This is a genomic window from Caulobacter sp. DWR1-3-2b1, assembly GCF_049895765.1.
Classification (GTDB): domain Bacteria; phylum Pseudomonadota; class Alphaproteobacteria; order Caulobacterales; family Caulobacteraceae; genus Caulobacter.
The window spans coordinates 17,087-41,934 of sequence record NZ_JAFCSZ010000003.1 but is presented as its reverse complement, the minus strand read 5'-3'; the positions used below and the strand labels follow the sequence as shown (position 1 = coordinate 41,934).

Annotated in this window: 26 protein-coding genes, 2 pseudogenes and 1 riboswitch; of the genes and pseudogenes, 21 read left to right on the top strand and 7 right to left on the bottom strand. The window is 67.0% G+C overall.

Features of this window, described 5'->3' with window-relative positions; translation table 11 throughout:
- The first annotated feature begins 214 nt into the window (after positions 1 to 214).
- Positions 215 to 658, top strand: a complete 444-nt coding sequence (locus ACP69S_RS03965) for a hypothetical protein (protein ID WP_425995074.1) — start codon at positions 215 to 217, stop codon at positions 656 to 658.
- Between the two features lie 320 nt (positions 659 to 978).
- Here ACP69S_RS03965 and ACP69S_RS03960 read toward each other — a convergent pair whose 3' ends face one another.
- Both ACP69S_RS03960 and ACP69S_RS03955 read right to left on the bottom strand, forming a co-directional pair.
- Complete coding sequence (locus ACP69S_RS03960; protein ID WP_425995487.1) at positions 979 to 1,434, bottom strand: LysE family translocator; 456 nt, start codon at positions 1,432 to 1,434, stop codon at positions 979 to 981.
- Positions 1,422 to 1,504, bottom strand: a riboswitch (ZMP/ZTP riboswitch). Its footprint overlaps the gene before it by 13 nt.
- Positions 1,505 to 1,643: 139 nt before the next feature.
- Positions 1,644 to 1,852 (bottom strand): annotated as a pseudogene (locus ACP69S_RS03955) (hypothetical protein); the annotation flags it as partial.
- A gap of 332 nt (positions 1,853 to 2,184) precedes the next feature.
- Here ACP69S_RS03955 and ACP69S_RS03950 point away from each other — a divergent pair.
- From ACP69S_RS03950 to ACP69S_RS03935, 4 genes are all read left to right on the top strand, one after another.
- Positions 2,185 to 4,554 carry a TonB-dependent receptor gene (locus ACP69S_RS03950; protein ID WP_425995072.1) on the top strand — a complete coding sequence of 790 codons (2,370 nt, stop codon included), beginning with the start codon at positions 2,185 to 2,187 and terminating at the stop codon, positions 4,552 to 4,554.
- Between the two features lie 91 nt (positions 4,555 to 4,645).
- Complete coding sequence (locus tag ACP69S_RS03945; protein WP_425995486.1) at positions 4,646 to 5,329, top strand: Fe2+-dependent dioxygenase; 684 nt, start codon at positions 4,646 to 4,648, stop codon at positions 5,327 to 5,329.
- A gap of 102 nt (positions 5,330 to 5,431) precedes the next feature.
- Positions 5,432 to 8,116: a PAS domain S-box protein gene (locus ACP69S_RS03940; protein ID WP_425995070.1), complete on the top strand. Its 2,685-nt coding sequence runs from the start codon at positions 5,432 to 5,434 to the stop codon at positions 8,114 to 8,116.
- 69 nt (positions 8,117 to 8,185) lie between these two features.
- Entirely contained in the window at positions 8,186 to 9,838 is a 1,653-nt protein-coding gene (locus ACP69S_RS03935) for an MFS transporter (protein ID WP_425995068.1), read from the top strand.
- A gap of 55 nt (positions 9,839 to 9,893) precedes the next feature.
- Here ACP69S_RS03935 and ACP69S_RS03930 read toward each other — a convergent pair whose 3' ends face one another.
- Together ACP69S_RS03930 and ACP69S_RS03925 are read right to left on the bottom strand one after the other, a co-directional pair.
- Positions 9,894 to 10,790 (bottom strand): NAD(P)-dependent oxidoreductase, encoded by an 897-nt coding sequence (locus tag ACP69S_RS03930; protein ID WP_425995066.1) that lies wholly within the window; start codon positions 10,788 to 10,790, stop codon positions 9,894 to 9,896.
- A gap of 10 nt (positions 10,791 to 10,800) precedes the next feature.
- A complete protein-coding gene (locus ACP69S_RS03925; protein WP_425995064.1) occupies positions 10,801 to 11,115 on the bottom strand; it encodes an MliC family protein in 315 nt (104 codons plus the stop codon).
- Positions 11,116 to 11,358: 243 nt separating this feature from the next.
- Between ACP69S_RS03925 and ACP69S_RS03920 the strand changes: the two genes are divergently transcribed.
- The 7 genes and pseudogenes from ACP69S_RS03920 (at position 11,359) to ACP69S_RS03890 (ending at position 15,994) form a co-directional block, all read left to right on the top strand.
- Complete coding sequence (locus tag ACP69S_RS03920) at positions 11,359 to 11,901, top strand: (2Fe-2S)-binding protein (RefSeq protein ID WP_425995062.1); 543 nt, start codon at positions 11,359 to 11,361, stop codon at positions 11,899 to 11,901.
- Positions 11,898 to 14,084, top strand: a complete 2,187-nt coding sequence (locus tag ACP69S_RS03915; protein WP_425995060.1) for a molybdopterin cofactor-binding domain-containing protein — start codon at positions 11,898 to 11,900, stop codon at positions 14,082 to 14,084. Before ACP69S_RS03920 ends, ACP69S_RS03915 begins: the two co-directional genes overlap by 4 nt.
- Positions 14,085 to 14,148: 64 nt before the next feature.
- Positions 14,149 to 14,331: pseudogene (locus tag ACP69S_RS03910) on the top strand (LuxR C-terminal-related transcriptional regulator); the annotation flags it as partial.
- Positions 14,332 to 14,452: 121 nt separating this feature from the next.
- Complete coding sequence (locus ACP69S_RS03905) at positions 14,453 to 14,731, top strand: hypothetical protein (RefSeq protein WP_425995058.1); 279 nt, start codon at positions 14,453 to 14,455, stop codon at positions 14,729 to 14,731.
- A 215-nt stretch (positions 14,732 to 14,946) separates the two neighbouring features.
- Positions 14,947 to 15,294, top strand: coding sequence for a hypothetical protein (locus tag ACP69S_RS03900; protein ID WP_425995056.1), 348 nt, complete (start codon positions 14,947 to 14,949; stop codon positions 15,292 to 15,294).
- A gap of 66 nt (positions 15,295 to 15,360) precedes the next feature.
- On the top strand, positions 15,361 to 15,804 hold the full coding sequence (locus ACP69S_RS03895; RefSeq protein ID WP_425995054.1) for a hypothetical protein: 444 nt from the start codon (positions 15,361 to 15,363) through the stop codon (positions 15,802 to 15,804).
- Positions 15,776 to 15,994, top strand: coding sequence for a hypothetical protein (locus tag ACP69S_RS03890; RefSeq protein WP_425995052.1), 219 nt, complete (start codon positions 15,776 to 15,778; stop codon positions 15,992 to 15,994). The genes ACP69S_RS03895 and ACP69S_RS03890 overlap by 29 nt, the downstream gene beginning before the upstream one ends.
- On the opposite strand, the gene ACP69S_RS03885 is transcribed toward ACP69S_RS03890, so the two are convergent.
- The gene (locus ACP69S_RS03885; RefSeq protein ID WP_425995050.1) at positions 15,991 to 16,590 is read right to left on the bottom strand and encodes a nucleotidyltransferase family protein; all 600 of its coding nucleotides are present in this window, start codon (positions 16,588 to 16,590) and stop codon (positions 15,991 to 15,993) included. The genes ACP69S_RS03890 and ACP69S_RS03885 overlap by 4 nt on opposite strands.
- Before the next feature lie 29 nt (positions 16,591 to 16,619).
- Here ACP69S_RS03885 and moaA point away from each other — a divergent pair, with 29 nt between their 5' ends.
- From moaA to moaC, 5 genes are read left to right on the top strand one after another with little or no spacing between them, the layout of a single operon-like run.
- Positions 16,620 to 17,654: a GTP 3',8-cyclase MoaA gene (gene moaA, locus ACP69S_RS03880; protein ID WP_425995485.1), complete on the top strand. Its 1,035-nt coding sequence runs from the start codon at positions 16,620 to 16,622 to the stop codon at positions 17,652 to 17,654.
- 1 nt (position 17,655) lies between these two features.
- The gene (locus tag ACP69S_RS03875) at positions 17,656 to 17,895 is read left to right on the top strand and encodes a MoaD/ThiS family protein (RefSeq protein WP_425995048.1); all 240 of its coding nucleotides are present in this window, start codon (positions 17,656 to 17,658) and stop codon (positions 17,893 to 17,895) included.
- Positions 17,892 to 18,338 carry a molybdenum cofactor biosynthesis protein MoaE gene (locus tag ACP69S_RS03870; protein ID WP_425995046.1) on the top strand — a complete coding sequence of 149 codons (447 nt, stop codon included), beginning with the start codon at positions 17,892 to 17,894 and terminating at the stop codon, positions 18,336 to 18,338. The genes ACP69S_RS03875 and ACP69S_RS03870 overlap by 4 nt, the downstream gene beginning before the upstream one ends.
- Positions 18,339 to 18,341: 3 nt before the next feature.
- Complete coding sequence (gene moaB / locus ACP69S_RS03865; protein ID WP_425995044.1) at positions 18,342 to 18,896, top strand: molybdenum cofactor biosynthesis protein B; 555 nt, start codon at positions 18,342 to 18,344, stop codon at positions 18,894 to 18,896.
- Positions 18,893 to 19,363, top strand: coding sequence for a cyclic pyranopterin monophosphate synthase MoaC (gene moaC / locus ACP69S_RS03860; protein ID WP_425995042.1), 471 nt, complete (start codon positions 18,893 to 18,895; stop codon positions 19,361 to 19,363). The genes moaB and moaC overlap by 4 nt, the downstream gene beginning before the upstream one ends.
- Here the strand turns inward: moaC and ACP69S_RS03855 are convergent.
- On the bottom strand, positions 19,360 to 20,334 hold the full coding sequence (locus tag ACP69S_RS03855; protein ID WP_425995040.1) for an XdhC family protein: 975 nt from the start codon (positions 20,332 to 20,334) through the stop codon (positions 19,360 to 19,362). The genes moaC and ACP69S_RS03855 overlap by 4 nt on opposite strands.
- Before the next feature lie 99 nt (positions 20,335 to 20,433).
- Between ACP69S_RS03855 and ACP69S_RS03850 the strand changes: the two genes are divergently transcribed.
- Together ACP69S_RS03850 and ACP69S_RS03845 are read left to right on the top strand one after the other, a co-directional pair.
- On the top strand, positions 20,434 to 21,309 hold the full coding sequence (locus ACP69S_RS03850) for a bifunctional regulator KidO (protein WP_425995038.1): 876 nt from the start codon (positions 20,434 to 20,436) through the stop codon (positions 21,307 to 21,309).
- 161 nt (positions 21,310 to 21,470) lie between these two features.
- Positions 21,471 to 22,175 (top strand): glycosyltransferase family protein, encoded by a 705-nt coding sequence (locus ACP69S_RS03845; protein ID WP_425995036.1) that lies wholly within the window; start codon positions 21,471 to 21,473, stop codon positions 22,173 to 22,175.
- A 70-nt stretch (positions 22,176 to 22,245) separates the two neighbouring features.
- Here the strand turns inward: ACP69S_RS03845 and ald are convergent, their stop codons facing one another.
- Positions 22,246 to 23,358, bottom strand: coding sequence for an alanine dehydrogenase (gene ald / locus ACP69S_RS03840; protein WP_425995034.1), 1,113 nt, complete (start codon positions 23,356 to 23,358; stop codon positions 22,246 to 22,248).
- Between the two features lie 120 nt (positions 23,359 to 23,478).
- On the opposite strand from ald, the gene ACP69S_RS03835 reads away from it, so the two are divergent.
- A complete protein-coding gene (locus ACP69S_RS03835; RefSeq protein WP_425995032.1) occupies positions 23,479 to 23,952 on the top strand; it encodes an Lrp/AsnC family transcriptional regulator in 474 nt (157 codons plus the stop codon).
- An 80-nt stretch (positions 23,953 to 24,032) separates the two neighbouring features.
- Positions 24,033 to 24,836: a carbonic anhydrase gene (locus ACP69S_RS03830; RefSeq protein WP_425995030.1), complete on the top strand. Its 804-nt coding sequence runs from the start codon at positions 24,033 to 24,035 to the stop codon at positions 24,834 to 24,836.
- Positions 24,837 to 24,848 lie beyond the last annotated feature (12 nt).

The following is a 24,848-nucleotide window of genomic DNA, read 5'->3' as shown; positions in this document are numbered from 1 at the left end:
CTCCGAAAGGGGCCGCCCGTTTTGCGTTTGGGGGGTAGGGAATACGCCGGTCGCGTGACACAGCTGACCTATGACCAGATGGGTGAGAATTAGCTCGGGCCGCCTTGCCGTCTTGCAGGCTACGCGATGCGCCGAACACGCTATGCGCGTGCCAGACGATGTCGATGCGTTGATTGACTGCATAAGATCAGCACACTTGTCTCTGAGCGCCGGAATGACCGAGGCGCTGACAGACACCGCAGGTGTGGGCGCTCTAGAACCAAAAATAGAAAAGCTGATCCTAGAGGCGCTGAACCTGGGACAGTTTCCCGACATCCCAGAACGGGTTCTGCCGTACGCTCAGTTGGTAGAAGCGGTTCAAGAGCCAGGCAGACTCCCTTGGGGGGACGTTCTCGTTTTCACGAATGAGGAAGCGGAAGCTTTGAAAAAGCTCAACTTCTATCGCGAGCTAATCGATCACGTAAAGCCAACCTCATGGGTGCTGGCGGCGAGTGACCTGAGTGCGGCGATAGTTGGTTCACTCAGTGTGTTGCCCCGAGTGATCGGTACCGCCGCCCAACGCTATTCCGTATGCGAAGTGGCCGCCGTTGCTGATGCGGTGAAACGGACCAGATTCGCGCTTAGTGAAGGCATCCCTCGGGATGCTTCCCCGCCTTGAAACCCTTGGTGGAATTGGAGCTCTGGGGTCAGACCGTGTCAAGGACGGCCCGCAGGGCCGCCGCGACGCGGCCGGCCCGAGGCCGGTCCTTGACACGGTCTGACCCCAGAGCAAGCTCACCTCCAAGGATTTAAGGCGCAGTCTTGGCCGGGCTGGGTGTCAGCTCCCACTCACATCCGTCATTTCCGCCCTTATGGCGGGAACCTCTGGTTCAGCTGACACGTGAAGCGCAAGCGAAGTGCGCGCACTTCGCCCCTCCCGCACCTGTTGCGGCGGCGAGGTTTCCGCCACAAGGGCGGGAATGACGGTGGGTGCAGGTGTTACCGCCGCGCCTCGGTCGCCATGCGGATCGCCAGGCCGCCCAGCACCGTCGCCATCAGCCAGCGCTGGATCAGGACCCACACCGGTCGGCCCGCCAAGAAGCTCGCGATCGAGCCCGCCGCCAGGCAGATCAGGCCGTTAACGGTCAGGCTGATGACGATCTGGCTGCCGCCCAGGATCAGCGACTGGCCCAGCACCCCGCCGTGCTCGGGCTTGATGAACTGCGGCAGCAGCGACAGATAGAGCATCGCCGCCTTGGGGTTCAGCAGGTTGGTCAGGAAGCCCATGGCCATCAGCTTGGCCGGCGGGTCTTTCGGCAGTTCGCGCACCTGGAACGGCGAGGCGCCGCCCGGCCGGATCGCCTGCCAGGCCAGCCAGCCCAGATAAAGCGCGCTGCCGAACCTCAGCACGTCATAGGCGATGGGCGCGGCTCCAGAGAGAGGTGGGGCGCCCAGGCGAACGGCTTTGCTGTGGTCCGCGCTCCCTTAAGGGTGCTCGCTCTGATCGCCAGTCGCGCGGACGGGGGGAAGCTACACCGGGTTCCGCCCGCTGACCACGGGGACCGGGATCGCGCCGTCCCCGGATGGGGAGGGGGATAGGCGGGAAAATCCTCCCCCTGGCGGGAGGTGATCACGAAGCGATCGGAGGGGGAAGTCCTGCTGAATCAATGCGGTGTTCCCCCACCGGCCTCCGGCCGCCTCGCCCCTTCGGGGGAAGGACCGCACGAGCGTCCAGACAATCGACGCAGCCCCCATAAAACCTGCCGTATTCTTGACCCACCTCGTCGCGAGGAAAGGGCGCAAGGCCAGCGACCGTTGCGGCGACGAGGGGTGATCGAGCGGGGACAGGCGGGCGTAATGGCTCGCGGTCCGGCGTGAATGCTATTCACGCCGCCCGTCCGGGGCTGGAAGCGTACGAGGCGTCACATACCGCCCAAGCGCAGGCTCTTGTGAACCGGTCACGCGGAGCGGACGGCTTCGTCGAAACGGTAATCTCTAACTCACATCCGGACGTCGTCCGGACGCTCCGCGACCCTTTCCATCCCTTCGCAGCGAGAGCGCGAGGTCGCTCAGCCGTGCGCCCCGGCGATCCCTCCATTTCTGAGAATGATTATCATTGCGACCCTGCAATGGCGCCGCTAAGAACGCCTCGCAATAACAGAAAGGGGCGCGAGGGATCGTCGCCCGCTGGGGACAGGATTTCTTATGCGTAACCCGAACACCCGTGGTGTGGTCAGCCGTCAACGTCGCGCTCTGGGGGCGGCCGCCGTCGCCGGCGTCGCCGGCCTGACCTTCGGCGCCGGCCTGGCCCATGCCGCCGATATCGACGCTCCGGTCGCGACCACCGCCGCCGCCGACGCGACCGAAGTCACGGGCGTCAAGGTCGACGGCAAGAAGGCCACCGACGTCCAGTCGGCCAAATACACCGCCCCGCTGGTCGATACGCCGCGCTCGATCACGGTGATCTCCAGCAAGATCATCGAGCAGACCGCCGCCACCTCGCTGACCGACATCCTGCGCACCTCGCCGGGCATCACCTTCGGCGCGGGCGAAGGCGGCCAGCCCCTGGCCGACCGTCCGTTCATCCGGGGCCAGGCCTCGGGCAACAACGTCTTCGTCGACGGCATTCGCGACGCCGGCGGCCAGACCCGCGAAGTGTTCAACCTGGAACAGGTCGAGGTCATCAAGGGTCCGGACTCGGTCTATAGCGGCCGCGGCTCGGGCGGCGGCAGCATCAATCTGGGCAGCAAGTCGCCCAAGCCCACCAACTTCATGCGCGGCTCGGTCGCCGGCGGGACCGACGCCTATGTCCGCGCCACGGCCGACGCCAACTACGCCTTCGGCGAAACGGCGGCCTTCCGTCTGAACCTGATGGCGACCCAGGGCGACACGCCCGGCCGCGACAGCATCGATTTCAAGCGTTGGGGCATCGCGCCATCGCTGGCCTTCGGCATTGGCGCCGACACGCAAGTGACCGCCAGCTACTATCACCTCGACACCGACCAGGACCCCGACTACGGCATCCCGCTGGCCAGCAAGCGCACCTGGGGCGTGGCGGGCACCGACAGCAAGACGCGTCCGGCCGACGGCATTTCCGACGTGTCCCGCGACGCCTATTACGGCCTTTCGGCGCGCGACTTCATGAAGACCAAGGCCAACATCGCCACCTTGGTCTTCAACCACCAGATCAATGACGACTTCTCGGTCCGCCAGGCCGTCCGCTATTCGAAGACCATCAACGATTACGTCGTCACCAATCCCGGCGACGGCGGCGCTGCCCAGTTCGTGGCCGGCGAATGGTGGATGAAGCGCGGCACCAAGGCCCGTTACAACCCGGCCACCACCGTCGCGGCGGTCACCGACTTCAGCGGCAAGTTCGACGTCGGTTCGATCAAGAACAGCTTCAACCTCGGTGTCGAGCTGTCGCGCGAAGTCAACGAAAACGCCGCCTACGTCATCTACACGACGGCGGGCTCAGCCTGCCCGACGGGCTTTACGCTCAACTCCACCACGGCCGGCGTCGGGGACTGTACGCGCCTCTACGCCCCCAACCCGGGCGATGCGTGGGCAGGGATCATCACCCGCGCCCCGGCGGCCCGGACCGTCACCAAGACCGCCGCCGCCTACGCTTTCGACACCATCACCCTGACCCCCAAGCTGCTGGTCAATCTGGGCGTTCGCTATGACGACTATTCGACCAGCGGCCTGAACGTCACGGCCACCAGCGCCAACGGTCTGATCACCGGCGTGACCTATACCGGCGTGGCCAAGGCGACCTGGAACTTCTTCAACTACCAGATCGGCCTGGTCTACAAGCCGACAGCGTCGAGCAGCCTCTACACCTCCTACTCGACGTCTTCGACGCCCCCAGGCATTGCTGGCGGCGATCAGAGCACCGCGGGCTCGGTCGGCACAGGCAACCTGGCCACCACGCAGCTGGAGCCGGAAGACACGACCAGCTACGAACTCGGCGCCAAGTGGAACCTGTTCGACGACACCCTGGCCCTGTCGAGCGCGGTGTTCCGCACCGAGCGCAAGAACGCCCAGGTCCTGATCGACGCGGGTATGTACGCCCAGGTCGGCGAGACCATGGTCCAAGGCGTCGAGCTGGGCGCCTCTGGCAACATCACGCCCAAGTGGCAGGTGTTTGGCGGCTATACCTACATGGACAGCGAACTGGTGAAGGGCGCAGTGACGATCCCGGTCGCCGGTGGTCCGCCGGTGCAGAGCCTCTTCGAGGGCGACCCTCTGGCCAACACTCCCAAGCACACCTTCAGCCTGTTCACGACCTATCGCGTGACCCGCAAGATCGCCCTTGGCGGCGGCGCGTACTATGTCTCGGACAGCTTCGGCGGTAACCAGGGCGGGGCCGGCGGCGGGGCCAACAAGGTCTATGCCCCGTCCTACACCCGCTATGACGCCTTCGCATCGTGGGCAATCAACGACGAGGCCGACCTGCAGCTGAACGTCCAGAACCTGACGGACGAGCGCTACATCACCAAGACCAACGGCGTGCACCACGCCGACCCGGCCCCGGCGCGCCAGACGATGCTGACCCTGAACGTCCGGTACTGAGACTCCCCTCTCAGACTTGACGCGCGCCCCGTCTGGCCAGCCCAATGCCGGACGGGGCGCCTTCATGTCCGGGGCTTTGGTTGTTCAAGAGATGATGCTGCAGATTCCCGAGGTGCTGACCAAAGACCAGGTCGCCGAGTGCCGGGCGATCATGGACGCCGCGCCCTGGATCGACGGCAACATGACCTCGGGCTTCCAGGCGGCCCTGGCCAAGCAGAACCAGCAACTTCCGCAGGCCGGCGAAGCCGCCAGGGCGGTCGGGGCGATCCTCCTGGCGGCGCTGGAGCGCAACCCGCTGTTCGTCTCGGCGGCCCTGCCCAGGACAATTCTCTCGCCGATGTTTAATCGCTACGGCCAGGGCATGGGCTTTGGCGACCACATCGACAATTCGGTCCGCCGCGATCCGGTCACCGGCCAGACCCTCCGCACCGATCTTTCGGCCACCCTTTTCCTGTCCGAACCCGAGGACTATGACGGCGGCGAGCTGGTGGTCGACGACCTCTATGGCAGCCATGCGGTCAAGCTCTCGGCCGGCGACCTCATCCTGTATCCGGCTTCCAGTCTGCACCATGTGACGCGGGTGACGCGCGGAACCCGCATCGCCAGCTTCTTTTGGATCCAGAGCCTGGTGCGCGACAACGCCCGGCGGGCCCTGCTGCTGGACATGGATGTCGCTATCCAGCGCCTGTCCCAGACGGTGGGGGCCGCCGACCCGTCGATCCTGGGATTGACCGGAACCTACCACAACCTGCTGCGCCAGTGGGCGGAGGTCTGAGGTGGGATCGAATGATCGCACTCGGCGAACAATGATGTCCGACGCCAACCATAAGTTTACCAAATGCCCCCCACGATCCGCTCGCGATCTTCCGGAGCTCTGATGCCTTCGCCCTCGTCACCCGACGCGACCCCGCTCGCGCCTTCGCCCTTCGGCGAGGCGCAGGCGGCGCGTTGGTTCTTCGAGAACGCCAATGACCTGTTCGCCGTAGTCACGCCCGACGGGCGGTTCTCGGTGGTCAACCGGGCTTGGACCAAGCTTACCGGATGGTCCTCCGAAGAGCTGATCGGACAGCTTTTCATCAGCTTCGTCCACGCCGAGAGCCATGACGAACTGGCCCGCACCGGCCAGCGGCTCAGGACGGCCGGCTTCGCCGTCAATCGCCTGCGGGTCCTGTGCAAGGACGGCGGCACGGTCTGGCTCGAAGGACGATCGCATCTTGGCCCCAATGGCGAACTGGTCGGCGCCTTGCACGACGTTTCGTCAGAGGTCGCCGCAAGCCGCACCCGTGAAATTCTGGCCGACGCGGCCGGCATCGGCATGTGGACCTACGATCCTCGAACGCAAGCCCTCGACTGGGAGCCCGACGCCCTGACGGCCACCGGACTGTCACCGGCCGACCTGGACACCGCCGACGCCTTTCTGGCGCGGGTTGGCGAGGATCAGCGCCAGGCGGTGTTCGACACCTATCAGCGGGGTGTCCAGACGGGCGATCCCGGGACCGTGGAGTTCCGACTGCGGGGCCGCGACGGCCAATGGTTCACCCTGCGCTCGAGCTTCCGGGCGGAGCCGCTCGAGGGTGGCCAGTTCATGCTCAAGGGCATCTCGCAAAACCTCACGGACGTGGTCCGCAGCCGCGACGCGGCCTTGTGGGGCGAGCACCGCGCCCGGCAACTGGTCGAGGACGCGCCGTTCGCCGTGGCGGTCTACGGCTTGGACCTGCGACTTCACCTCGTCAGCCCGCGGTTTCTCGACATCTTCAAGTCGAGCGAGGCCGATGTCATCGGAAAGTCGCTGCACGAGCTGACCCATGGCGCTCGCCGCCGGTTCGTCTCGGCGGTGACCCGCGCGCTGTCCGGAGAGATCATCACCCGCCGCGAGGACCGGCTGCGGGACGCCGAGGGGATGGAGCACACCCTGCGCTGGGAAGCGCGTCCGTGGCGCAATGCAGCCGGTGCCATCGTCGGCGTCATCACCTATATGGACGATGTCACCGCCCTGGCCGACGCGCGGCGCGAAGCACGGGTCAATGCTCGCCGGCTGCGGATCGCCCTCGGCGCGGCGCGGGCCGGGGTCTACGAGATCGACCATGCGGGCAAGAGCTTCTGGGGCTCGCCCGAATTCCACCGCATGCTCGGTCGGAAGATCCACTATGAAGACGTCCGGGAGGCCGTCTGGCCGATGATCCACCCCGAGGATCGCGACTCCCTGCTGGCCGCCGCTGATCTCTGGCGCAAGACCGGCGACTGGGGCGCGCATTCCGTCGACGCCCGCCTGATCACCGAGTCTGGCAAGGAGCGCTGGATGCGCATCTTCCACGAGGTTCGCAACGACGCCGCCGGCCGCGCCCGCAAGGCGTTCGGCATGATTCTCGACATCGACGAAAAGAAGCGCTCTGAGCTGGCTCTCGTCCAGGCCGAACGCCTGGCCCAGGCGGCCAGCGAGGCCAAGGCCCAGTTCCTGGCAAATATGAGCCACGAGATCCGCACCCCGATGAACGGCGTGCTGGGCGTCATGCACCTGCTCAGACGCCAGGACTTGCCAGGCGACGCCTCCGAGCTGCTGGGCGAGGCCCTGGCCTGCGGCCAGATGCTGTCGACCCTGCTGGACGACGTGATCGACATCTCGCGCATTGAGGCCGGGCGGCTGGAGATCAATCGTGAACCGGTCGACCCGCGCGAGCTGCTGAGCGGCATCGGGCGCCTGATGGCCAGCCAGGCCGAGCACAAGGGCCTGACCCTGAAGATCGACGCGCCGGATCTGGGCTGGATCGACACCGACCCGACCCGGCTGCGCCAAGCGCTGTTCAACCTGATCGGCAATGCCGTGAAGTTCACCCTGCAAGGCTCGGTCACGGTGCGGGCGCGGCCCGTCGAGGGGGCGGCGGGGCGGCAGATCGCCTTCGATATCATCGACACCGGCATTGGCGTGCCTCACGAAGCCCAGGCGCGCCTCTTCGAACGGTTCGAGCAGGGCGACGCCAGCACCACCCGGCGCTTTGGCGGCTCGGGCCTTGGTCTGGCGATCACGCGCCGGCTGGCCGAAATGCTGGGTGGCGAGGTCGAATTCCAGTCGGAGCCTGGCGTCGGCTCACGCTTCACCCTGACCATCGCCGCGTCAGCCTCCAGTGCGCCCTTGGCGGTCGAGCAGGCTTCCGACGACATCCTGGCGGGCCTGCGAATTCTGTTGGTCGAGGACAATCCCACCAACCAGCTGGTCGCCTCGCGGATCCTGGAGCAGCTGGGCGCGGTGGTTCACAAGGCCGATGACGGCCTGTCCGGCATTGAGGCGACGCGCGACGGCGCCTTCGACCTGGTGCTGATGGACATCCAGATGCCGGGGATCGACGGCCTTGAGGCCGCCCGTCGCATCCGCGCCTTGCCAGGTCGCGCCAGCGCGACGCCGATCATCGCCCTGACCGCCAATGTCATGGCCCATCAGCGCGCGACCTATCGCGCCGCGGGCATGGACGGGGTCGCCGCCAAGCCGATTTCGCCGGCCGCCCTGATCGCGGAAATCCTGCGCCTCGCCGAGGACAGGGCTATTTCAGAGACCGCCGTCGCCTGAGTTTCCCCCGCCGTCGAACCGCGCTAAAGCTGGCGCCGAAGAGAGCGTGGCGGCTCCAGGGGGAACAATATGACCGACCAGACGACCAAGGAAGAAGGTGCGTCGATGCGGACCGTGGTGGCGGCCTCGTCGGCCGGAACCGCGTTCGAGTGGTACGACTTCTTCATCTTCGGAAGCCTGGCCCAGGTCATTTCCAAGACCTTCTTCACCGGTCTTACGGACGCTGCCGGCTATATCGCGGCTTTGGCCCTGTTCGGGGTCGGCTTCGCGTTCCGCCCGCTGGGCGCGCTGGTATTTGGCAAGATCGGCGATCAGGCCGGACGCAAGGGCGCGTTCCTGGCCACGGTGCTGCTGATGGGCGGCGCGACCTTCGCGATCGCCTTCCTGCCCACCTATGAGCAGGCCGGGATCATCGCGCCGATCCTGCTGATCATCCTGCGCTGCGTGCAGGGCTTCGCCCTCGGCGGCGAATACGGCGGCGCCGCGATCTATGTCGCCGAGCACTCGCCCCCCAACAAGCGTGGCTGGTCGACCTCATGGGTGCAGACCTCTGCGGCCTTTGGTCTGTTCGGCGCCCTTCTGGTGATCATGGCCACCCGCGCCGTCGTCGGCATCGAGGCGTTCGACGCCTGGGGCTGGCGCATTCCCTTCGCTGTCTCGATCGGCCTGCTGGGCATCTCGGTCTGGATGCGCCTGAAGCTCACCGAAAGCCCGGCCTTCGCCAAGATGAAGGAAGAGGGCCAGGCCTCGAAGGCGCCCTATGCCGAAGCCTTCGGCCAGTGGAAGAACATGAAGCTGGTGATCCTGGCCTTCCTGTCGATGATGTGCGCTCAGGGCGCCGTCTGGTACACCAGCTTCTTCTACAGCCAGACCTTCATGGAGAAGTTCCTGAAGGTCGACCCGGTCACCATCAACGCCCTGATGATGACGGTTACCGCGGTCAGCGCGATCTTCTACGTCGTCTTCGGCTGGCTGTCGGACAAAGTTGGCCGCAAGCCGGTGATGCTGGCCGGCATGACCCTGGCCCTGGCCTTCTATTTCCCCGGCTTCCACCTGCTGGAGCGCGCCGCCAATCCGGCCCTTGCCGAGGCCTCGGCGAAATCGCCGGTGTCTGTCGTCGCCGATCCAAAGGACTGCGCCCTGCAGTTCGACCCGGTCGGCAAGGCCGCGTTCGTCTCCTCCTGCGACATCGTCAAGAGCGCCCTGGCCAATGCCGGGGTCTCCTACGCCAACCGGAAGGCTCCGGCCGGAACCCCAGCCGTGATGAAGGTCGGAGAGGTCGTGATCGCCTCGCCCAGCGCCCAGGGGCTGTCGAAAGCGGAGACCAAGGCGGTCAAGACCGCGACCGAAGCCAGGATCAAGGCTGCGCTCGCGGAGGCCGGCTATCCCGCCAAGGCCGATCCGGCCCGCATGAACAAGCTTGGCATGTTCGGCGTTCTGTTCGTCTTCGTGATCGCCGCGACGGCGCTGTTTGGCCCGCTGGCCGCCTGCCTGGTCGAGCTGTTCCCGACCCGGGTGCGCTACACCGCCCTGTCGCTGCCCTATCACATCGGCACCGGCTGGGTCGGCGGCTTCGTGCCGTTCTTCGCCTTCGCTATCGTCACCGCGGTGGGCAACATCTATGCGGGCCTCTGGTACCCGGTGTTCTTCACGCTGGTCAGCGTACTTACGACCCTGTTCCTGCTCCCCGAAACCAAGGGCCGGTCTCTCGACGAAGTGTGACAGCCGAAAGTGGACGCCGGTTTCGGCGCCCGTCACACGCTAGGTTGAAGTTTGATCAGGTCGCCGGCGCTGACAGCAGAACCTCGACGGCGACGCCGGCCGAGGTCAGGGCCTGAACCAGCGCCGGTTCGACCGGGCCGGTGATCAGGCGAACGACCTGACGGCCCTCGCCGGCCAGCTGGATCAGCCGATCGGCGCTGGCTTCGTCCGGCGAGATCCGCTCAACGTCGCGGCGAGCCATGGTCAGGATCTGCGGATCGACGTCGGCGTCGAACACCAGGGCGTCGGCAGCCGACAGGGCGCGAACGGCGCGGAGGGTCAGCAGGTCCGAGGGGCCCTTTCCGGCGATGAACCGGACCCGGCCCTTCCGCGCCGAGCCCTTGGCCAAGGCCTCGCGGAACAGCCGTCCGGCGGTTTCCATGTCGCCCGACATCGCCGCCTGAGCCGCCTCGCCAGCGGCCGCGTCGCGCAGGAAGGCGCGGCGCTCATGCATGGCGGGCAGGGTCTTGCGGACCTCGTCCTGAAACTTGCGGAGCAAAGCGGCGACGCGGCCTGCGCCCTCGGGCACCTGGACCTCGATATCGTTGCGCAGCATGGTGGCCAGCACCGGGGCCGAGCCGCCGGTGCCGACAGCGGCCACGACCTCGCCCCGGTCGATCACCGCCGGGGTGTTGAAATCGCAGAGGGCGGGCTTGTCGACCACATTGACCAGCACCCGCGCGGCCCGGGCGGCGGCGGCGGCGGCCTGGACGAAGACCTCGTCATCGCTGGATATGAAGGCCAGGATCGCGCCGGCATAGGAGCCGGGCAGGAAGGCGGCGTGACCGTCGATGCGCACCAGCGTGGCCGGTGAGCCTTCGAACAGGCGAGCCTTGTTGTCGGCGCCGTCACCGGAACCGGCGATCACCACCTTACGGCCGGTCAGGGGGAAATAGGCGGGAAAGCTGTCCAAGAGGGTCCCCTCAGCGCGTCTGGCAATTGTCATAGGGTCCGCCCGGAAAGCCCGAGAGGCGGGCGCCGTCGCCCCTGCCCCAGATTTCGAACGGCCCCTTGGCATACCGCGCGCCGGACGCCGACCGGGCTAGGGGCAGGACCTTGGTCACGCCGCCAGCCGAGACGACGGCTTTCTTGCCGTTGGCCTGATAGGCCGCCTTGAAGGCCTTGCCCTTGGCGCATCCGTAGGTGATCGGCGTGGTGATGGCCGGACCGGGTGTCACGGTGGCGCAGGCTGAGACGGTCAGCAGGACGACGGCGGAGACGAGCAGAAGGCGACGCAAGGCGAACTCCCGGCTTACAATGACCGCGAAGCAGGCGGCGGCCGGAGCATAAGCGGTTTCGCGGTCGCTCCGCGCCCCCTCTCATCGCCCGGCCGCGACTTTCGCACGATCTGTTTCAACCGCGCCGCGAAACCCGGCGACCGGGAGCGAAATATTGCTGGTCTTAAAGGGTGTGAACGGTGTTAGGTTTGGAGCTCTAGCAGGGTCGCGCCCCGGCCCGAGCTCGGTTGGAGGCGAAGACATATGGCCGCGACTCTCGACGTGAACGGCAAGGCGGTGACGGTCCAGGCCGATCCCGCGACACCCCTGCTCTGGGTTCTGCGCGACGAACTGGGCCTGACCGGAACCAAGTTCGGCTGCGGGGTCGCCCAGTGCGGCGCCTGCACCGTACATGTCGACGGCCAGCCGATCCGCTCGTGCGTCACACCCATCGAGGGTCTGGCCGGCGTCAAGATCACGACCATCGAAGGCCTCGGCGGGGCGCACCCGCTGCAGCAGGCCTGGGTCAGGCACGACGTGCCGCAATGCGGCTACTGCCAGTCGGGCCAGATCATGTCGGCCGCCGCCCTGATCGAACAGAACAAGGCGCCCAGCGACGAGCAGATCGACGAGGCCATGAGCGGCAATATCTGTCGCTGTGGCACCTATCAGCGCATCCGCGCCGCCATCAAGGACGCGGCGGGCCTGCCGCCGACGACCACCGCCGCGAGCGGCCAGCCGCACGCCGACATCGACGAAGCGATCGCCGCCGCTACCGGCGCGACCAGCCGTGGAGCCGGCCGATGAACGGACCTCTGAGCAAGTTTGGTGCGCAGGACGGCGTCAGCCGGCGCGACGTCGTGGTCGGCGCCACCCTGGTCGGCGGCGCTCTGCTGGTCGGCTGCTCGCCCGCCGACATCATGAGCGCCGGCTCCAAGATCGAGGTCGGCGCTTTTGGACCCTTCATCAAGGTCGCCGCCAACGGCGCGGTGACGGTGATCTCCAAGCATGTCGAGTTCGGTCAGGGCAATCACGCTGGCCTGGCGGCTATCGTCGCCGAGGAGCTGGACGCCGACTGGACCCGGGTCATGGTCGAGCAGGCCCCGGCCAACGCCAAGCTCTATGCCAATGGCGGCATGGGCGTGCAGCTGACCGGTGGCTCGTCCGCCATCTCAAATTCCTGGGACCAGCTGCGCAAGGCCGGCGCTGCGACGCGGGCGATGTTCGTCCAGGCCGCCGCCGCCAAATGGAGCGTTCCGGCGGGCGAGATCGCCGTCAAGGACAGCGTCCTGAGCCACAAATCGGGCAAGACCGCCGGCTTTGGCGAGTTGCTGGCCGAGGCCGCCAAGATCGCCCCGCCGGCGAATCCCGCCCTGAAGGATCCCAAGACCTTCACCCTGATCGGCACCGACCGAGTGCGCCGCAAGGACTCCCAGGCCAAGAGCGACGGCACAGCGCGCTTCACCCAGGACGTCCGCCTGCCGGACATGCTGACGGCCATGGTCGCCCACGCCCCACGCTTTGGCGGCAAGGTCAAAAGCTTCGACGCCGCCGAGGCCAAGAAGGTGCCGGGCGTCGTCGACGTGTTCGAGATCCCGACCGGCGTGGCCGTGGTGGCCCAGTCCACCTATGCCGCCCGCATGGGCCGCGAGGCTTTGACGCTGGAGTGGAACGAGGACAAGGCCGAGAAACGCAGCTCGTCGGCCATCGCTTCGTCCTTCCGCGACATCGCCGCCGGCAAAGGCCCGGCCGACCTGAAGTGGGAGGGTTTCGACTCCAAGGGCGACGCGGCGGTGATCGGAAACGCCAAGGGCGCCAGGGTGTTCGAGGCGACCTACGAGTTTCCCTATCTGGCTCACGCCACGATGGAGCCGATGAACTGCGTAGCCGCCGTGAACGGCAACAAGGTCAAGCTGACCTTTGGCTCGCAGGGCCAGACCCTGGACCAGATGAACGCCGCCAAGATCGTCGGCACCCTGCCGGGCTCGGTCGAGATCGAGACCCTGTTCGCCGGCGGCTCGTTTGGCAGGCGCGCCACCTTCCAGTCCGACTACGCCGCCGAATGCGTTCACATCGCCAAGAAGATCGGCAAGGGTCGGCCGGTGAAACTGGTCTGGACCCGCGAGGACGACCAGCGCGCCGGCTATTTCCGGCCCCTGGTGGTCCATGCCGTGAAGATCAGCCTCGACAAGGACGGCTATCCGGCCGCCTGGCGCCATCGGATCGTCAGCCAGTCGATCATGAAGGGCTCGCCGATGGGCGGCAAAGGCCCCGACCAGACCGCCATCGAGGGCACGGCCGGCTCGCCCTATCTGACGGCCACGCCGATCGTCGACGCTCAACTGGCCTGCCCGGAGGTGGGCGTGCCCGTGCTCTGGTGGCGCTCGGTGGGCGCGACCCACACCGCCTTCGTCATGGAACACACCATCGACCAGCTGGCCCGCAAGGCCGGCAAGGATCCGGTCGAGTATCGGCGGGCGCTCTACGTCAAGGCCGGCGCGATACGGCACCTGGCGGCCCTGAACTTGGTCATGGAAAAGGCCGGCCCTGCGCCGACTGCGGGCTGGAGCCGGGGCGTGGCGGTGCACGAGAGCTTCGGCTCGGTGGTTGCCCAGGTCGCCGAGGTCAAGCTGGTGGAGGGTCAGCCCAGGGTTGGTCGTGTGGTCACCGCCATTGATTGCGGCGTCGCCATCTCGCCCGACCAGATCGCCGCTCAGATGGAGGGCGGCACCTGCTACGGCCTGTCGGCGGCCCTGTTCGGTGAGGTCACCCTGACAGACGGCGCGGTGGATCAGACCAATTTCGATGGCTATCGCGTGCTGCGGATGAACGAGGCGCCAATGGTCGAAACCCACATCGTACCGTCGGGCGCCGCGCCCAGCGGCGTAGGCGAGCCGGGCACGCCAGTGATCGCGCCGGCTGTGGCCAACGCCCTTCTGGCGGCGACGAGCAAGGCTACCGCGCGCCTGCCTTTCACGGCGACAGTCTAGGCTTGTGACGTCCGGCGCGCGGCTTGCGCTGGACGTCGGAAGACGCCGGCCCCATGCTGTCGGTATGGTGGAACCAGGCGACAGCCCAGGCTTCGAGCGTCTGACCCCGCGTGAGCGGGAGATCCTGCGTTTGATCGCCAGCCATCTGCAGTCCAAGGAAATCGCCCGGCTGCTCAGCCTCTCGCCTAAAACGGTCGAGATGCACGTCCTCAGCGCGCGCCGCCGGCTGTCGGGCCTGAGCCGCCGCGACGCGGCCCTGGCCTTCATCGCCTGGGAAACCGACCCCGGTAATGACTACCGTAAGCAATCAGGCGATCTAGCCCTGGCCCCGGCGCGGGTCCCTTCTCACCGAACAGGTGGGAACGACCATGAACGACAACCAGACCCGGGACACGGCGCGGATGCGCCAGGAGGCCTCGGGCTTTTTCATCGCGAGCTGGCAGTCCCTGGAAGAGGGGCTGATCCTGCTGGCGGGAACGCCGGAGCGGGGCCAGCTGGTTTCCGAGACGGTGTCGGCTCTCAGGAAGTCGCAGACGGCGGGAGATCCGCCCTCGAAGCTACTGCTGCGCGTGCTGGCGGCGACGGCCTTTCTGGCCGACGACCGGCCGCTGCGGCACGAGCAGGGGGGAGCTGGCGCGATGACCTGACTCCCCTGCAATGGCTGGGCCTCATCGTTGGGCTGGCGATCCTGAGCGGACTTCTGCTTGGCGCCCTGACCACCGGAGCCCATGACTTCCTCTATGCCCTTCAGCGGTTCCGCGAGGGCTGGAGCCCACCGCCGGCGCGCTAATCGACCGGCGACTATCCCAGAAATCGAGATCTTGAACGCGCGGACGATCTCCGCGTGACCGGAGAGTCTTGCATGAAACGGATCGATGCGGCCCGCGCCGGGGCCCAGAAACTGATGCGCGCCGAGGCGGCGATCGACGCGGCCCTGCGTGAGACGGCCGAGCTGGTGGGTCTGCTGCCAACGCTCCGGCTGGAGGCCAATCTGTCGGCGGTCATCGGGCAGGACGCGGTGGACGACCTGGGCGAGACCCTGGCCCACATCCTTTCGGCTCGCCGCACGATCATCCGCGCTCACAATGGCTTGCAGGCGGTGCGCGTGCAGATCGGCTGTCGGACGGTGTCGGTCGGGGAACTGGACAAGCCCCGCGACGTGCCGCGCACGGGCGGCTTCCACGCTGTGGAAGGAGGCCGGGCCGCATGAGCTTGGCCTTCTCTCTTGGTGAAGCTTACGGCATGGTCGCGCACCAGTTTGCGTCGGGACCATGCCGTGTACCAAACCCTCACTCCGTGGATATCGTTCAGCATCGCGGTTCTGATCTGCGGCTTCGCCATCTGGAAGGCCGATCGCTGGGCTCGGTTCGTGGCGATTGTCTATCTGACGGGCTGGATCGCATCATCGCTTGTCCAGATTCGCGATCCGATGAGCCCCGAATGGGGCGTCATGGTCGTCGACGTGGTGGCGATGTTCCTGATGGTTTGGGCTTCGTTGAAGGCGCGCCGATTGTGGAGCGTCTTCGCGGCGGCCTGCCAGATGATGGCGGTGGCCTCGCACGTGGTCTCGATCATCGATCTGCGCATCTATGTCGCCACCGTGATCATGGGCCTGGCCCTGCTCAGCTATGGCGTACTGGTCGCCCTGCTGGTCGCGACCCTGTCGGCCATCCACGCCAGGCGGGCCGCCCATGAGCGGGACCTCGACCCTCGTCCATGAGGTTTCGGATGAGGAGATCGCCGAGTTCACGCGGGGCCTGAACGCGCTGGGACCGCTGCAACGCCGCATCCTGGCCGTCCTGATCCCGCGACTGATCGCGCTGGAGGAACGGGGCGACCCGGAAGGGGCGATCCGTATCATCGACGAGATCCGCGCCATCCTGCTGACCGAACGCCCGACCTGCCACTAGACCCGGTGAATATCTGCGGGACGGTCGATGTCGAACAGCACGCCGGCGTTATCCGTCTCGACGGCGATGAAGCGCTCGCCGGCCTGGCGGATCAGCCCCTGGGCGCCGGCATCGCCGTCGAGCGCTCGCAGGGCCGGGATCCAGTCGCCGCCGAACAGCACGGGATGGCCGCGCTTGCCGGCATGGGAAGGTGCGGCGATCCCGCTCCGTCCGGTGAGGGCGCGGATTAGAGCCGGCGCGACCTCTGTCCCGACCAAAGGCATGTCGCCCAGAAACACGAAGACGCCGTCGATGTCGGTTGGCACGGCCCGAGCGGCGGCGGCCAGCGAGGCGCCCATGCCCCGGGTCGGATCGGCTACCTTGACCAGGCGTGCGTCGGCGCGCTTGTCCAGTCTCCGTATTGCTGCTTCCAGTTCGGCATCATTGCCAATCGCGACCACCACCGAGAAGGCGGGGCTCTCGAAGGCGGTGGCCAACGCCCCGGCGATCAGCGGGCGACCGCGAAACGGCGCGAGCAGCTTGCCGCCGCCGAAGCGGGCGCCTAGGCCGGCCGCCAGGACGATCGCCGCGAACCTTCTGCTTTCGCTTTCCGCCATGTCGTCCAACGCCTATCTTGTCTTCAGACATGACGCCCTATGACGACAGCCCCACGCAAGCGGTCTTGACCACGCCCCGTCTGATCGACGGGTTTGGCAGGGTTGTGAGCTATCTGCGCGTCTCGGTCACGGACCGCTGCGACCTGCGCTGCGTCTATTGCATGGCCGAGCACATGACGTTCCTGCCCAAGGCGCAGGTGCTGACGCTCGAAGAGCTGGACCGTCTGGCGTCGACCTTTATCGGCCTGGGCGTGCGCAAGCTGCGTCTGACGGGCGGCGAGCCCCTGGTGCGCAAAGGCTTCATGGATCTGGTCGGCGGCTTGTCGCGACACCTGCGGTCGGGGGCGCTGGACGAGTTGACCCTGACCACCAACGGTACGCAACTGGCGAAATATGCCGTGGATCTGGCGCGAGCCGGGGTGCGGCGGATCAATGTTTCGCTGGATACGCTCAAGCCCGACCTGTTCAGGCTCCTGACCCGGGGCGGCGACGTCGCCCAGGTGATCGGCGGCATCGACGCGGCCCTGGCCGCCGGGATCGCTGTGAAGATCAACGCCGTGGCCCTCAAGCACGACAATGCCGGGGAGCTGCCGGCCCTGATCGCCTGGGCTCACCAGCGCGGCTGCGACATGACCCTGATCGAGACCATGCCTCTGGGCGAGATCGACGAGGACCGCACTGACCAATACCTTTCGCTGAAGGATGTGCGCCGCGACCTGACGTCGTTCTGGACTCTGGAAGACCTGAACTACGCAACCGGAGGCCCGGCGCGCTATACCCGCATCGCCGAGACGGGCGGGAGGCTGGGCTTCATCACCCCGCTCAGCCACAATTTCTGCGAGACCTGTAATCGGGTCCGCCTGACCTGCACCGGCACCCTGCACACCTGTCTTGGCCGCGACGACGCGTCGGACCTCCGGGCCGTGATCCGGGCCGGCACCTCCAACGCGGAACTGGAGCAGGCGATCTTCGCCGCCATCGGCGCCAAGCCTCAGGGCCACGACTTCCAGATCGCCGGCGCCCGCCCGGCCGTGGCGCGCCACATGTCGACCACAGGCGGTTGAGATGGTGCGGGTGCTGTTGTTCGGACGGCTGGCCGACCAGGCCGGCTGGCGCGACCGGGCTTTCGAGGCGACGTCCCTGGCCGTGCTGCGCGGCTTGATCGCCAATGACGATCCCGAGCTCGGCGAGGCCCTGAGCGGCCCGGGCGTTCAGGTCGCGGTCGACAAGACGTTGATGCGGGGTGAGGCGACCCTGACCACCGCCACCGAAGTCGCCTTCCTGCCGCCGATGAGCGGCGGATGATCACGCTTACCGCCGAGCCGTTCGAGCCGGGCGCATTGTTGACCGACTTCTGCGCCGGCCGCGCGGAGACCGGGGCGGTCGCCAGCTTCGTCGGTATTGCCCGGGCCGAGTACGGTCAGGCTGCGGCGTTGGAACTGGAGGCCTATCCCGGCTTCACCGACGTCGCGATCCGCGAGTTCGCCGAAGCCGCCAAGGCGCGCTTTCACCTGCACGACTACCGTATTGTCCACCGCACCGGCCGAATCGCGCCGGCCGAGACCATCGTCTTCGTGGCCACCGCCGCCGGCCACCGGCGCGAGGCGTTCGAAGCGTGCGACTTCCTGATGGACTGGCTGAAAAGCCGCGCGCCCTTCTGGAAGAAGGAGCACGGCCCTGACGGCGCCCGCTGGATCGAGCCGACGGACCGCGATAGGACCGACGCCAAACGTTGGGATCAGGAGTAGATCATGTCGGCAGCAGGCCTCACCCCGGGCGGCGGGATCAAGCCGGACCTTCCGTTCACGCCGGTGCGCGTGGCGATCCTGACCATTTCCGACACTCGTGATGAGGAAAGCGACACCTCGGGCCAGGTGCTGGTCGAGCGGGTCAAGGCCGCCGGACACGAGCTGGGTGGTCGGGCGGTGGTCCGCGATGACATTCCGCAGATCCGCGATCAGGTCCGTAACTGGATCGCCGGCGGTCAGGTTGACGCCATCGTCACCACCGGCGGCACTGGCCTGACCGGCCGTGACGTCACGGTCGAGGCGCTGGAGCCGCTGTTCAACAAGAGGATCGACGGCTTTTCGGTGATCTTCCACATGGTCAGCTACCAGTCGGTGGGCCTGTCGACCCTGCAGTCGCGGGCCACGGCCGGCCTGATCGACGGCGTCTTCGTATTCTGCCTGCCGGGCAGCAACGGCGCGGTGCGCGACGGCTGGGACAAGGTCATTTCCGCCCAGCTCGACAGCCGCCACAAGCCCTGCAACATGGTCGAGCTGATGCCGAGGCTTCTCGAACAGTGAGCAAGCTTACCCACATCGACGACCATGGCCGGGCCCGCATGGTCGATGTCTCGGACAAGGCCTCGACCGCTCGCGAGGCCGTGGCGACCGGTTTCGTGCGGATGAGCACCGAGACCCTGGCTCTGGCCGTGTCCGGCACGGGCCGCAAGGGCGACGTCCGCGCCGTCGCCGAACTCGCGGGTGTAATGGCGGCCAAGAAAACCTCGGACCTGATCCCGCTGTGCCATCCGCTGGCCCTGTCGAAGGTCGTGGTCGAGGTCGAACCCGGCGAGGGCGGGCTCTCCGTCACCGCGCGGGTCAAGACCACCGGTCCAACCGGGGTCGAGATGGAAGCCCTGACCGCCGTCTCGGTGGCCTGCCTGACCATCTACGACATGCTGAAAGCCGCCGAGAAGGGCATGATCATCGAAGCCGTGCGGCTCCTCGAAAAGACCGGTGGCAAGTCGGGCGACTGGAAGGCGGACTAGGCTTCCACCACCCGCCGCTCCAGCGCTGGCTGACCATGCCGCGTCGCCACGATCTCGCCGATCACCGCCACGGCCACCTCGAAGGGCGCCTTGCCGCCGAGATCGAGGCCGATGGGCGCGCGCAGCTTGGCGAGGTCGCGATCCGTCAGGCCGGCCGCCTTCAGCCGCTCGATCCGTTCGCCCAGCCGGCGTCGCGCGCCCAGCAGACCGACATAGGGTGCGTCCGAGGGCAGGGCGGTCAGCAGCGCGGCATGGTCGATTTCCAGGTCGTGACCGCAGATCGCCACGGCGGTCCAGGCGTCGAGGTTCAGGTCGGCCAGGGCGTCCTCGACCGCGTCGCGGCTGTAGGTCACGTCCGGCAGGGGCGGAGGCGAGGCCGGACCCTTGGGGCGGATCAGAAAGGTCTCGAACCCCGACTGCACGCCAAGGCTGGTCACAGCCAATGCCGTGGGGTCGCCACCGACCACCACCAGTCGCGGGACCGGGTCATAGGCGCGCTCGAAGGCGCCGGGCCAGGCGGCCATCGGCTCTTCCATGCACTGACGTTTGTCGCCGTCGCTGGCCCAGAAGGCCGGCATCCGCCAGTCGGCCAGCCGCAGCAGGGTCGCGACCGCTTTGTCGTCGGGCTCGATGCACTCGACCAGGATCTCGATCCTGGCGCCGCAGAGCAGCTGGATGTCGGGCCAGGGGCTGCCCTCGCCATAGACCAGTCGACGCGGCTTGCCGTCTTCGAGGCAGGCCAGGGCGTGGCCCTCGACATCGGCCTCAATGCAGCCGCCGGATAGAAAGCCGGAAACAATATTTTTTCCGAACACCATTTGCGTGCCGACCGGACGCGGCCCCCCGCCACCCAGGGCGACGATGGTGGCGAGCGCCGTCGGACCCGCCAAAAGCGCCGCCCGCAAGGCGGGACGGGCGTCATCGGCCATGCCGTAGAGGGGCCAGTCGGCGGCCGTTTGAAAGCTGTTCATCACCATCGACTTTAACGCCTCGGCAAGGTTCCAGAAACGCCTTCTTCAAACCTTGGGGCTTACGGTGATCTGACAAAGTGTCGTTCCGCACGGATGGTCATGTCCATTTCGGTTTCAAAGCTCGGTCTCGCGGCCGCCCAATTCGGGCTCGACGGCATGACGTCGTCGCCGCGCGGGCGCTCGCCTGAAGCCGAAGCGCGCGACATCCTGAGCATCGCCGACCGCTCGCGCCTGTCGGTGCTGGACGTCTCGGGCGTCTATGGCCGCGCCGAATCCGTTCTGGGCGACCTCATTCCGCGCCCCGTCAATTTCCGTGTGACCCTGTCGACCGCCCGCGCGGACCGGGGTGCAGACTTTGTCGAGGCCGAGGCTCGCGGCAGCTTGCGCCGGCTGGGCCTGGAACGCGCTGACGCCATCATCGTCCATTCGCCCTCGGACCTGTTTGGCCCGCACGGCGCGGCCCTGTGGGACCGCCTGGCCAGGCTGCGCGACGAAGGACTGTTCGAGAAGATCGGCGTTTCAGCCCACGCCAGCGACGATCCGGTGGGCGTCGCCCGCCGCTTCAAGCCCGATATCCTGCAGGCTCCCGCCTCGCTCCTCGACCAGCGCCTGCTGGCCGACGGCTCCCTGGCCCGCATCGCCGGCATGGGCGTCGAGGTGCAGCTGCGTTCGATCTTTCTCAACGGCCTGCTGTTCCTGCCGCCCGATCGCGTGCCGGCTCAGCTGAAGGGCGCTTCGGGCCGTCTGTCGCGCGTGCGCCGGATGATCGCCGAGGGCCGTTCCGATCCGCTTCAGGCCGCGTTGGGCTTTGCCCTGTCGCGTCCCGAAGCCAGCGCCGTCCTGGTGGGCGTCACCTCCGCAGCAGAACTTTCGGCCGTGGTCGCCGCCGCCTCCAGCCCGCCGCCGGATCTGGACTGGGACGACATGGCCATCGACGACCCGGTCGCCCTCGACCCGCGTCGTTGGGTCGCTTAGCGACTCCCCGAATCAAGCCCGACAGTACGAAGCCTCCCCAGCTCCAGCGGTCGCGTGAGCGGCGCTGAAACATGGTTTATGGCGCGTAAGTCTCTGATTCATCCGACTTTTATTATTCCAAGCTAAGCTATGCGGAACAACAGCTTTCAGGGGAGAGCGTCGTGATCCTTACCGTCCTGCAGGCCCGCATGGGTTCCCGCCGTCTTCCGGGCAAGGCCATGGCCACGCTCCGGGGTGAGCCGATGATCATCCGCCAGCTGGAGCGCCTGCGCAGCGCTCGCTGTCCCAGCAAGATCATTGTCGCCACCAGCACCGACGCGTCCGACGACGCCCTGGCCGGCTTCGTGGTCTCGCGTGGCTACACAGTCTATCGCGGGGCCGGCGCCGATATCCTCGACCGCATCGCCCGCTGCGCCGAAGCCATCGGCTCGGTCAGCCACGTGGTGCGGGTCAAGGGCGACGCGCCGTTTGTCGATCCCGGCATCGTGGACGAGGCCGTGCGCCTAGCCCTGGCCAGCGGCGCCGACTACACCTCCAACCATATTCAGCGCACCTATCCGACCGGGCTCGAGGTCGAGGTGATCGCCGCCAACTCCCTGCGCGTCTCGGCCGCCGAGGCCCGCGACCCGACGGCCCGCGTTTCGCCGACCGCCGCGATCCGTAACGATCCGTGTCGGTTCTCCCAGGCTCACCTGAAGGCCCGCCGCGACTGGTCGCACCTGAACTGGCGGGTGAAGACCGCGGCCGACCTGGCCTTCGCCCGCTCGATCTACGACGCCCTTCACCCGGTCGATCCGGGCTTCTGCATGAACGACGTGCTGGATCTGGTCGAAAGCCATCAAGACCTGGCGCGGTTCGCGGCTTGAACGGCTCCGCCCGCGAGCAAGAAAAAGGGCGCCGAGCGATTTTGCTCGGCGCCCTTCTCGTTTTCGGAAACTACTTCCAGGCGCCGTAGGGATCCACCGACGGCTTGCCGAGCGCCTCGGCGACAGCCGGGTGGGTCAGTTCGCCCTTCAGCACATTGAGGCCACGCGCCAGGTGGACGTTGGTCTTCAGGGCGTTCAGGCCGTGGTCGGCCAAGGCCAGGCCGAAGGGCAAGGTCGCGTTGCCGAGGGCCTCCGACGAGGTGCGCGGCGCGGCGCCGGGCATGTTGGCAACGCAATAGTGCACCACGCCATCGACCGTATAGGTCGGGTCGGCGTGGGTGGTCGGCTTGCTGGTCTCGAAACAGCCGCCCTGGTCGATCGAGACATCGACCAGAACCGAGCCCTGCTTCATCTGCTTGAGATGCTCGCGACGCACCAGCTTGGGCGCGGCGGCGCCGGCGGTGAGCACGGCGCCGATGATCACGTCGGCCTTGAGGATCTCTTCTTCCACCGCCGCGAAGGTCGAATAGCGGGTCAGGATGCGGCCCTGATAGAGGTCGTCCAGCTCGCGCATGCGCGGGATCGAGCGTTCCAGCACCACCACCTCCGCGCCCAGGCCGGCGGCCATGCGCGCGGCGTTGGAGCCGACGACGCCGCCGCCCAGCACGACCACACGGGCCGGCGGCACGCCGGGCACGCCGCAAAGCAGCAGGCCCATGCCGCCATTATGCTTGAGCAGGGTCTCGGCCGCCGAGAACACGGCGATCCGCCCGGCCACTTCCGACATCGGAGCCAGCAGCGGCAGGCCGCCCTTCGCGTCGGTGACGGTCTCATAGGCGATGGCCGCGCAGCCGCTGTTCAGCAGGCCCTCGGTCTGGGCCGGATCGGGCGCCAGGTGCAGATAGGTGAAGAGGATGTGGCGGGGTTCCAGCTTCTCCCACTCGACCTTCTGCGGTTCCTTGACCTTGATGATCATGTCCGCGCCGGCGAACACAGCCACGGCGTCGGCGGCGATGGTCGCGCCGGCCTTCAGATAGGTGTCGTCTGAATAGCCCGCGCCGAGGCCGGCGCCGGACTGGACGAGCACGCTGTGGCCGTGGCCGACATATTCCCGAACCGCGGTGGGGGTGAGACCCACGCGGTGTTCGCCCGGTTTGATCTCTGAGGGGACGCCTACGCGCATGATGGTTTCCTCCAATGGAATTTTGACGCTGGTTTACGCCTCACGCCCTGCAGGTTCCTTGGCCATTTCGTGCCATCAGAACTGTGTTATGCAGGAATCCTGCGTCACTCCGGTGAATTCATGAAGAAACCCGTCATTGATCTGGACGCCTTCGACCGGAAGCTCCTGACTCTGCTGCAGCGACGTGGCCGAGCCAGCTATGTGGAAATGGCTGAAGCGGTGAATCTTTCCGAGTCCGCGTGCCTGCGTCGGGTGCGGGCGCTGGAGGAAGCCGGGGTCATCGGCCGCTACGCCGCTGTGATCGACGAGCGGGCTGTGGGCCTGCCGCTCAGCGTCTTCGTCACCGTCACGCTGTCGTCTCAGGCCGAGGCCACGCTCAGCGCCTTCGAGAAAGCCATCGCCTCTGTCCGCGAGGTGGCCGAGTGCTATCTGATGACCGGCGGGTCGGACTATCTGCTGCGGCTGGTGGTGCGAGACGTTGACGACCTGGAGCGGGTCCACGCCCAGGAACTGACGCGAATCCCCGGCGTGGTGCGGGTCAGCTCCAGCATTGCCCTGCGCACCGTGGTCAAGCGCGCGGAATTGCCGCTGTAGCGAATAATCGAAAACCTACAGTCGGTTAACCTTGCCTCTCTAGTCCTGTAGCCGACAGACAACCCGCGTCGGGGGACGAGATGGTTTCGAGACGAATTTTGCTGGTCGCTTTGGCGTCTGGATTGGCCGGCGCGCCGTTGGCCGCCTTCGCCGAGGGCGACGATCATCCTAAGCCCGCGCCGCGCAAGCCGGCGCCTCGGCCCCGGCCGGCCGCCGCGCAGGGCGCGCCCGCGCCGCGCTCGACGGTCAATGAATACCCCAAGCCAGCCGAGACACACGCGCCCGAGATCATCATCAATCCCGATGAAGCCCTGGGCCGCCTGAAACACGGCAACGCCATCTTCGCACGCGGCGGGGCCAGCATGGCCCTGCCCAGCTGGGCGCGAATCAACGAGCTTTCCAACGGTCAGAAGCCGTTCGCGATCATCGTCGGCTGCTCCGACAGCCGCGTGCCGCCGGAACTGGTTTTCGACTGCACCCTGGGCGAGTTGTTCGTGGTTCGCGTCGCTGGCTCGACCGTCAGCCGCGAGGGCCTCGGCTCGATTCTCTATGCCGTCGAGCACCTGGGCGCGCCGCTGATCGTCGTGCTGGGCCACACCAAGTGCGGCGCCGTCGGCGCGGCTGTTGATGTGGTGACCAAGCACAGCCACCTGCACGGCGCCCTGTTCGACATGGCTTTGCCAATCATCCCGGCCGTTCTGGAGGCGCAAGCCAAGTCGCCGGCCGATCTGCAGGACGCGGCGATTCGTCAAAACGTCCGCATTACGGCCGAGCGCCTGAAGTCCGCCGACCACATCCTGGCCGACCGCTTGGCCTCGGGACGTTTGAAGATCGTCTCGGCCTGCTACAGCCTGTCCACGGCCCAGGTCGAGTTCAACATATGAGCTTGTGCGACA